The sequence below is a fragment of the Microbacterium sp. HMWF026 genome (assembly GCF_003061325.1).
Taxonomy (GTDB): Bacteria; Actinomycetota; Actinomycetes; order Actinomycetales; family Microbacteriaceae; genus Microbacterium; species Microbacterium testaceum_E.
Genome location: NZ_QAJB01000450.1, coordinates 1,622 through 9,975 on the forward strand (window position 1 = coordinate 1,622; position 8,354 = coordinate 9,975).

Below are 8,354 nucleotides of genomic sequence, written 5' to 3' on the forward strand. Positions count from 1 at the left end.
CCTTGCGCGGCGGTGGGCAGGCTGCGGATCTCGTCGGCGGTGACCTCGGTCACCTGTCCGCCCAGGGCGCTGCCGCTGCCGAGCTGGTACAGCTGCCACGCGAGGGGCGAGAGGGCTTCGAGCACACCGCCGGTCTGCACGAGGAAGCGCTCGTCGTCGGCGGCGCCGGCCTGGCGAACGACCTGTCCGACGCGCAGCGACGTGCCGGCGACATCCTGCCCGTAGTTCTGCAGGGTGATGGGGGTGAGCGCGGTACCGGAGGTGAAGAGGTCGAGCCACGCCGCGGGGACGGTGAGGGGCGAGAGCGCCGAGATGCCCGCGGCGCGCAACACGGCATCCGCGTCTTCGCTCGAGACCGCGAAACTGCGGTCGCCCTGCACGACGTGCAGGATGCCGTCGACCGACACGACGACAGCCCGACCGGTCGCGGGTGCGGGGCCCGCTGCGGCCGAGATGCGCACGTCGATGCCGGTGTCGTCGCTGACGCACGCGCTCCAGCCGGTGTTGAGCAGCCCCGATGCGGGCGGCAGCTCGTCGGGGGCGCCGGTGATTCCGAGCGTCTCGCCGACGGGCGTGCCCTCGAGGGTGGCCTGATCGGTCGAGATGACGGCGTAGTCGTTGGCCGGCAGCAGCAGGCGGGCGCTGGCGGTGTTGATCACCGGGTGCAGCACGCCGTCCACGGTGACGAATCGGGCGCCCGTGTCGGACACGAGGACGAGCTTGCCGTTCTCCCACCCGGTCGGAAGCCCGGGACGGATCAGCCCGTAGAACACTCCGACCAGGACGACGAGCACCGACAGCGCGATCGCGGCGATCACGGCGCGCAGGGGAGACGCGGGCTGCAGCTCTTTGCCGCCGGGGGCGCCGCTGACGAAGGCGGTGAGCAGCCGTCGGCGCGAGAAGTTCTGCGCCTCGATCAGATCGCCCTTGGTGGCCACGTCAGGCCAGCCCGGACGAGATCACGGCCAGCGGGAGCAGCGACGCCAGCACGAGCAGCTCGGCCGTGTCGGCGAGTCGGGTCAGGCGCAGGCGGGTCTTCGGGGCGAGCAGGGTGACGGTCACGACGCTCACGGTGGCGACCGCGAGCACGATCAGGATGCCCACGCGCAGCCCCGGCTGCGCGAGCGAGGCCGCGACGCCCGCGACCACGAGTCCCAGGATGCCGGTGGCCATGACGGTCAGCACACCCGATCGGGCGAAGGTCTGGCGGGACGGGAACATCATGCCGGCGAAGGCGAGGGCGCACAGGACCGCGCCGGTCGCATTGTGCGCGGCGACCAGCGGGGTGGCGAGCAGCACCGCGGCGGCGAGGGCCAGACGCAGGGCGATGAGGATGCGCTTGCCCTGCGCCACACGGGCGGCGATGTCGTCGGCGTCGATGGGCTCGGGGTCGGCGAACATCTCGGCGTCGCTCTGCGGCGACACCACGCGAAGCCGCGTGGTGCTGATCGCGAGCCAGGGCAGGGCTCCGCCGAGCGTGGCGACGACGCCGACCATCAGCGTCCAGACCGCGGCGGGGTCGAAGAAGGCGGCGAGAGTACCCGCGACGCCGACCGCCCCACCGGCGACGAGCGGAGCGAGCTGCAGTTCCGCGCGGTCGCGTGAGAGCGCGAGCGCGATGCCCGCGACGACGAATGCGGCGCCTCCCGCGGCGGCCATGGGCCACCCCCACATCGGCAGGGCCACCGGTACGGCGAGGTAACCCGCGACACCGGCGAAGACGGATGCCGCGATCCCGAGGCCCTGGCCGGCTTCGCGCTGGCCGAGGCGGGCGACGACGGCCGAGACGATGAGCAGCACGACAGCGCCGCCCCCGGCGACGAGCGCGCCGAAGGGCAGGGCGCGACCGGCGGCGAGCAGGAGCACCGCGCAGACGCCGAGCAGCGCGAGGCTGACGGCCAGGGCGGTGCGGGCGTTGTCGCGTGTCGTCCAGGGGCGGTTCTGCTGCGCGGTCGCGTCGATGACCGCCTCGACGATGTCGTCGTACACCCGGGGCTGGGCGACCAGTCCGCCGCGTACCAGCGTGAGCACTTCGCCGTCGACGATGCCCTGGGCGGATGCGCCGCGTGAGGAATCGACGGTCGTGCCGTCGGCGCGGTGCAGCGCGTATCCGGCGGAGGTCATGGACGCGTCGAGGACGCCGAGTGACCGGGCGAAGCCGGGGAGGAACTCGATGACGGGGACCTGCGCGGGAATGGCGATGTCGAGGCGACGCCCCTCGCTCTGCACCGACAGGCGCAGCAACGCGCGCGTCGCGTTCATGACGTCAGCCATCCGCGGCCCCCTCTTCCCGGACCGAAGCCCCTGCGGTCGGACCCCGAAATCCTATCGTCGCCGCGGGGCGGGCCCGCGGCGGTGGGTGACGGTCAGCGGAACCGGGCCGCCGAGGCGCGGTCCGCGGTGACGTAGTCATCGGCCATCGAGTCCGTGGCGTTCGCGATGCGGTGCAGGGCGTCGCGCATCTGCTCGAGGGTGGCCGACCACTGGCGCTGGGCGGAGTCGTAGGCGCCCTGGGCGGACCCCTCCCACTGGCCGCGCAGGCGGGCGACCTCGGCCTCGAGTCCGCCGAGAGCGGCGTCGATGCGGGCGCTCTCTGCGCGCAGGCGTGCGGCCGTGGCGTGGAGCGACTCGGGAGTGACGCGCAGATCGCTCACGGCTGGCCTCCGAGCATCGCGCCCAGGCCCTGGATGGTCGCGCCGTGGGATTCTTCGACGGCCTCCTGGTCGCGGGCGGTGGCGCGCAGCGATGAGCTGAGGGTGATCAGCACGTCGTTCAGGCGGTTCGCACCGGCGGTCCATTCGTTCACGAGCACGCCGTAAGCGGTCGCGGCGTCGCCCGACCAGGTTCCGCGGAGCTCGTCGAGCTCGTCGAGCACGCGCCGGGTGCTGTCGGCGATGTCGGCGTGGGCGCCCGTGACGGCCTCGGCGCCCCGGGCGAGAGCGCCCTCGCCGACCAGGATGCGATCAGACATGGTGTCCTCTTCTGTCGATGATGGGGGTGGCCGCGGTCGACGTCACTCGTCGCGCTCGCCGGCCTGCGCGTTCTCGGAACGGGGCCCGACCTGCTCGTCGTCCTCCATGCGCGGGGCGATGGGGCCGCCGAGACCGCGGGTGACGTCGTCGCGCCGTTCGGAGCGCGAACCGGTGCCGCCCATTCCGCCGATGCCACGCGTTCCGGCACCGCCGGCAGCCCGCGAACCGCCCGTTCCGGCGCCGCCGGAGGCTCCGCGCACTCCGCCGCCGGCCGGGCTGCTCCCACCCGTTGCTCCGGTGGCTCCCCCGCGCATACCCGCGCCGCGCGCCGTGGAGGATCCGGGGGTCCCGCCGCCGGCCGCGCCGCCGGCGAGCCCGCCGACGCCGCGCGTGCCGAGGCCGGAGGCTCCCGGCGAGGTCTTCCCGAGCAGTCCTCCGCCGCGGCTCGACGCGGTCGCCGCCGACGTGCCGACGCCGAAGAGGCTGCCGCCGGGGGCCCCGGCGCCGCGAGCGAGACGGCTGAGCGCCGCCGCGCCGCCGCCACCGGCGATCAGCCCGGCGCTCAGTCCTGAGCCGAGACCGGCTCCGGGGCCGCCGGCTGCAACGCCCGATCCCGGCGCTGCCGGGATGACACCGGGCAGCGTGGGGGACCCGTTGAGCGGGCCGTCCGGTGTCGGGCTCGGCGGGATCGATCCGAGGTCGATGGGAGGTCTGGGGCCCAGGTCGGCGTGCGGCACGTCGAGGGGGAAGGGGCCGTACTCGCCCGGACCCTCGTTGCCGCCCGAGAATCCGCCGCCGCCCGGCTGAGTCCCGGACGACCCGCCGGTGGGGACCTGCGCGAATGTCGGTGCGCCGGAACGCGTCCCACCGCTCGTCGCTCCGTCGCCCCACGGCGTCCCATCGGCCGCGGACTCGGGGGCATCCTGACTCTCGCGTGTGCCGCTGAACTGGGGCGGACTCGGGAGGGGGATCTCGTCCATCTCCGTGGCGTGAGTCGACATCGCTCGAGCGGCGGCCTCCTCGCGTTGGTTCGCGAGGTATCCGTTGATCGCAGCGGCGGCACCTTCTCCCGCGAGGAACGCGACGGGCCCGAGGACGAGCGTCGCCCCCGCCGCCGCCCCGCGGACGGCCGCAGCTTGTCCCTCCGTCATGCCGCCCTGGGGAAGAGTGGCCAAGGATTCACGCGCGCGTTCCCGAACGGAGTTCGCCTGAGAGATGGCGACCGCCGCGCTGACCTGGATCCAGTTGATCTGCTCTTGGACCTCGGCGGCGGTTCTGGAGAAAGCAGTGCTCGCTGCGTCCCCCGTCTCGCCCACCACACCGGGATTATCAGCGACCTTCTGCAGCACCTGTTTCAGCGACTGCAGTCCGGTGAGCAGCGGGAGCCTTCCCGGCATGTCCCAGGCGCTTCCCGTTTCGGCGAAGTCGATGAGACGCTGTTCGTTGGGTCCGGTCATGGTGTCGTCCCCTCTCGGGTCTTGCGGCGTTGGCGAGTGATGACGAGCACGGTGATGATCCCGGCGACCAGGACGAGGACGACGAGGAGTCCGACGCCGCCGACGACCAGGGGCGTCAGGTCGAACGGTGCCTGCTGAACGGCGCCCCGGTCGAAGGTGTTCCGGGGCTCGTTCTGCGATTCCGGGGCGACGAACCCTTCCGCCCGGGCCTGAGAGACCTGTTCCGCCGAGGGCATGCCGAGCTCTCGTCCCATCAGGGGGGTCTCATCGGGGTACTGCTCCGGGTCGACGGTCAGCAGGGTCGGCAGCCACGCGGCGCCGTACCCGTACCCGTCGTCCGCGCGTACGGGCTCGTGAACGGTTCCGTTCGTGCTCGAGATCAGCGCGTGCACCAGCTGATTGCCCGTGGCTTGCGGGTACTTCTGCGCCGCGAGCGCGAGCATCCCCGCCACGATCGGTGTGGCGAAAGAGGACCCCGCGGCGTTCTTCGTCTGAGACCAGTCGCCGTTGGCTCCGACGTTGGGCAGGTTGTGCCCTGCTGCGACGACGGTGGTCTCGGGCACGACGAACGGTCCGCCGTCGAGCTTCTCCTGCAACTCGCCGTCGCGGTTGACCTGGCTGACGCCCACGATGCCGTTCATCGAGGCGATGTCGGTCGCGGGATCGGCGATCTCGGAGGCGTTCGGCTCCGAGATCACGACGGCGACACCCCGCGCGAGGGCGTAGGCGACGACGGGGGCATCCTGCTCCTGCGCAGCCGTTCCGTACGACATGCTGATGACCTGTGCGCCGTCGTCGACGGCGGCCTTGATGAGCGTGCCGAAGGGGGTGAGCCGATCATCGGTCGGCTGTGCACAAGTGGGCGCGTCCTCGGGCCCGAGACCGTAGAACGTCACCTCGGCGTCGGGAGCGATTCCGCGCACTTCGCCCGCTCCGGTGCCGTTGCCGATGAGCATTGCGACCATCGTGGTGCCGTGGATGGACGCCGGGTCGGCGACATCGGTGACCGGCTCGGATCCCGTCGTGCAGACGCGCGTCTCGGATATCGAGAGGTTCCGACCTGCGAAGACGGGAAGGTTCGGATTCATCTGATTATCGATGACCGCCACCTTGACGCCCGCGCCCGTCAGCCCCGCGGTGTGCGTTGCGTCGACGCCGTAGGTGTCGGCCCACCACTGCGCGTCATTGCCGGCGGCATTCGCGGAGGAGGGGGCAAGGGGCATCAGCACCACGGCTACCGTCGCCGCGGTGGCCCAGACCGAGAGTCGACGCCGGGCGCGCCTCATCGGGGGAGCTCCGCCAAGAATGCGCTGGTGCCGCCGCCGCCCGTCGACGTGGAGCCCGTCGACGGTGCCGGCTGCGACGCAGAGTCGATGACCGAGAGCGCCTGCTGCGCGTCGGTCGCGTTGATCGCATCGCGTTCTTGCAGGGCGCCGACCGCGTGAGAGAGGATCTGGGCGTTCTGGACGACCCACGCTCGCACCCCGTCGATCTGCGATGACAACTCCCGCGCACGCTGTTCCAGCCGTCGGGTGAATTCCGCTGAGGTGTCTTCGGCGGCGTTGCCGTCGACCTGCCGGATGATGGCGGCGGCCGGGATCTCTTCGGGCACCTCGGTCAACAGCACCACGTTGTGCTGCGCCTGGTCGCTGTCGTAGCCGATCGGACCACTCATGGAACTCCTCGTTTCGGGAAGCGGGGGGCTGAAGGGGAAAGCGGCCCGGGGCGGACCGCACGAACCGGCGGCCGCCGAAGCGGCCGCCGGTTCGGGGGGACTCAGACGAAGCGGCCGGCGGCGGACTTGTCGGTCGAGGTGTAGCCCTGGGCGATCTCGTCGGTCTTGCCGGCGATCTGCTGCAGGAGCTCGTTCAGGCGGGTGATGGACTGGGTCCACTGGGCCTGAGCCTGGTCGTAGGCGACCTGCGCCTCGCCGTCCCACGAGGCGCGCAGAGCGCCGACCTGGGACTCGAGCTCGTCGAGACGGGTGCGGATGCCGGAGGCGCCGTTGCGGATCTGACCGGAGAGGGCGATGACCTGCTCGGGACGAACGGACATGGACTGCATGGGGGTTCCTTCTTTCGAGTCGAGCGGGGTCAGCCGAGCAGCGAGCCCAGGTTGCCGATGGTCTGCTGGTGCGACTCCTCGGAAGCCGCCTGGTCGCGCTCGGTGCCGCGGAGGGCGTCCTCGAGCGTGACGAGCACGTTGTTGAGCTTGGTGGTCTCTTCGTTCCAGCGCTGCATGAGCTGGGTGTACGAGCCGGCGGCGGCGCCGGTCCAGAAGCCGGCCACCTGGTCAAGCTCGGTGCGGACCTTGCGGACCTGCTCGTCGATACCCGACTTGGCGGTGTTGACCGCCTCGGCTCCGCGACGAAGCGCACCCTCCTGGGCTGCGATGAGATCTGCCACGTCTGTCTCCTCGATGTTCCTCCGGGCGCGCCCGGGCGTTGGGGATCTGTCGTCCGCCTGGGATCACTGACCCGGGACGGCGTCGATGGAGGAAATCGGAGCCCCCACCGGCCATCGACGTTACGTAATTCCGGAGAAGAACGACAACCCCCTGTGGATATTCGAAGATGACAAAGTTCTCATCTTTATCCCCGGTGGGGTGAGGAAAGACGAAAGGCCCGCTCGGGCGGCGGCTACGCTGGTGCGGTTGCCGCCCGGGAGGCGGTGCGCAGCACAGGCGAGGGGGAGCGGTGAGCGCGGAGGTCACGCAGGGGCGGCGCGTCGCCCTGATCGACGGCGAATCCCGCCTCGATCTGGTGGTTCCTCTGCACGCTCGCGTCGACGACGTCCTGCGCGCCGCCGGTGCGGCGATGCAGCCGGGTGCCCGGGTGGTCGGTATCGCCGGTCGCGAGGTCCCCCGCGCCACGGCGATGTCGGCTCTCGAAGACGGCGTCGTCCTCGTCGTTGTGGATCCCTCCATCGTTCCGCCTGGGGAGGAGGGGCGCGCGGCGATCGCTCGCGCCGCGACGCGCGTCTCGGCCGCGTGGGCGGTCCTTGCGGCGGGGGGTGGCATCCTGGCCCTCATCCGCGTGCTCGGGGGCGACGCTCTGCCCGGGCAGGTGCGGGGGATCGTCGGCGTGGTGGCCCTGGTCGCGGCGCTGCTCGCCGCGAACGCGGTCGGGCTGCGCGCCCGCCCGCGCACGGCGACGCTCGCTCCCGTCGTCGGCGTGGTCGCCCTCGCGTTCGGCGGCGGGATGGCCGTCGTCCCCGACCTGCCGGCGTCGACGACGCTCGTCGCCGTCTTCACGGGACTGCTGGCGTCGGCGGTGGTCGCGGGCGTCCTCGGCGTGGTGGGTCTCACCGACGCGCTGCGCGCCCAGAGCCGCACGGCCACGATCGTCGCGGCGGTCCTCGCCGCGATCTGGGGAGTGGCCCTGCTGCTGCACCTCGACCCCTCCGCGCCGGCCGCCGTGACGCTGGGTCTGGTCCCCGTCGCGCAGCGCGTGCTGCAGTCGAGCCTCGTCGACGTCGCCCCCGGCACGTTCATCGACTACGACCGCTTCCAGAGCACCCGGTGGACGGTGCGCCAGGCCCTTCCCGACGAGGTGCGGACGATCGAGGCCGACGACGCCGACGCGCTCGTGGCGCGCTCGACCGCCCGCCTCACCGTGGGGACGGTCCTGCTCGTGGCCGCGGGCTCCGCGAGCGCGTTCGCCGCGATCCCGACGTTCGCGGGCGACGGCCCCGTCGTCCTCGGCGGGCGAATCGCCTTGGCATCCACCGTCGTCCTCTCTCTGCTGCTGAGTTCGCGGCGCAGTACCGTCCCGTTCCTGCGGTGGGTCGCCCGCGCCGGGGCGGTCGCGGTGGTGGCCGCCGCGGTGACGGCTCTCCTGCCGGTGTTCACGCCCGGCCTGCTCGTGCTCGTCGCCGGACTACTCCTCCTTGGAGGACTGGGCGCCGCGCTGCTGGTGGTCCCGGTT

The 8,354-nt window shown here is 72.2% G+C and carries 9 protein-coding genes and 1 pseudogene; 1 reads left to right on the plus strand and 9 read right to left on the minus strand.

Annotated features, from left to right (window positions below; translation table 11 throughout):
• From DBR36_RS16325 to DBR36_RS16365, 9 genes are all read right to left on the minus strand, one after another.
• A partial coding sequence (locus DBR36_RS16325; RefSeq protein WP_219927677.1) for a type VII secretion protein EccB occupies nucleotides 1-938 on the minus strand: 938 nt, incomplete at its 3' end.
• 1 nt (nucleotide 939) lies between these two features.
• Entirely contained in the window at nucleotides 940-2,274 is a 1,335-nt protein-coding gene (gene eccD / locus DBR36_RS16330; protein ID WP_108320753.1) for a type VII secretion integral membrane protein EccD, read from the minus strand.
• Nucleotides 2,275-2,366: 92 nt separating this feature from the next.
• Complete coding sequence (locus DBR36_RS16335) at nucleotides 2,367-2,654, minus strand: WXG100 family type VII secretion target (protein ID WP_181373653.1); 288 nt, start codon at nucleotides 2,652-2,654, stop codon at nucleotides 2,367-2,369.
• The gene (locus tag DBR36_RS16340) at nucleotides 2,651-2,971 is read right to left on the minus strand and encodes a WXG100 family type VII secretion target (protein WP_108320755.1); all 321 of its coding nucleotides are present in this window, start codon (nucleotides 2,969-2,971) and stop codon (nucleotides 2,651-2,653) included. The genes DBR36_RS16335 and DBR36_RS16340 overlap by 4 nt, the downstream gene beginning before the upstream one ends.
• Before the next feature lie 42 nt (nucleotides 2,972-3,013).
• The gene (locus DBR36_RS16345; protein ID WP_108320756.1) at nucleotides 3,014-4,429 is read right to left on the minus strand and encodes a hypothetical protein; all 1,416 of its coding nucleotides are present in this window, start codon (nucleotides 4,427-4,429) and stop codon (nucleotides 3,014-3,016) included.
• A complete protein-coding gene (locus DBR36_RS16350; RefSeq protein ID WP_181373654.1) occupies nucleotides 4,426-5,652 on the minus strand; it encodes a S8 family serine peptidase in 1,227 nt (408 codons plus the stop codon). Before DBR36_RS16350 ends, DBR36_RS16345 begins: the two co-directional genes overlap by 4 nt.
• A gap of 59 nt (nucleotides 5,653-5,711) precedes the next feature.
• Entirely contained in the window at nucleotides 5,712-6,104 is a 393-nt protein-coding gene (locus tag DBR36_RS16355) for a hypothetical protein (RefSeq protein WP_108320758.1), read from the minus strand.
• A gap of 101 nt (nucleotides 6,105-6,205) precedes the next feature.
• Nucleotides 6,206-6,493, minus strand: coding sequence for a WXG100 family type VII secretion target (locus tag DBR36_RS16360; RefSeq protein WP_243393067.1), 288 nt, complete (start codon nucleotides 6,491-6,493; stop codon nucleotides 6,206-6,208).
• A 29-nt stretch (nucleotides 6,494-6,522) separates the two neighbouring features.
• Nucleotides 6,523-6,834 (minus strand): WXG100 family type VII secretion target, encoded by a 312-nt coding sequence (locus tag DBR36_RS16365; protein WP_055831852.1) that lies wholly within the window; start codon nucleotides 6,832-6,834, stop codon nucleotides 6,523-6,525.
• Nucleotides 6,835-7,124: 290 nt separating this feature from the next.
• On the opposite strand from DBR36_RS16365, the pseudogene DBR36_RS16370 reads away from it, so the two are divergent.
• Nucleotides 7,125-8,354: pseudogene (locus DBR36_RS16370) on the plus strand (hypothetical protein); the annotation flags it as partial.

Coding starts and splice junctions, on each gene's coding strand:
- DBR36_RS16340 (WP_108320755.1), bottom strand. CDS start 2,971: ATGTCTGATCGCATCCTGGTCGGCGAGGGCGCTCTCGCCCGGGGCGCC.
- eccD (WP_108320753.1), bottom strand. CDS start 2,274: ATGGCTGACGTCATGAACGCGACGCGCGCGTTGCTGCGCCTGTCGGTG.
- DBR36_RS16345 (WP_108320756.1), bottom strand. CDS start 4,429: ATGACCGGACCCAACGAACAGCGTCTCATCGACTTCGCCGAAACGGGA.
- DBR36_RS16355 (WP_108320758.1), bottom strand. CDS start 6,104: ATGAGTGGTCCGATCGGCTACGACAGCGACCAGGCGCAGCACAACGTG.
- DBR36_RS16350 (WP_181373654.1), bottom strand. CDS start 5,652: ATGCCCCTTGCCCCCTCCTCCGCGAATGCCGCCGGCAATGACGCGCAG.
- DBR36_RS16360 (WP_243393067.1), bottom strand. CDS start 6,493: ATGCAGTCCATGTCCGTTCGTCCCGAGCAGGTCATCGCCCTCTCCGGT.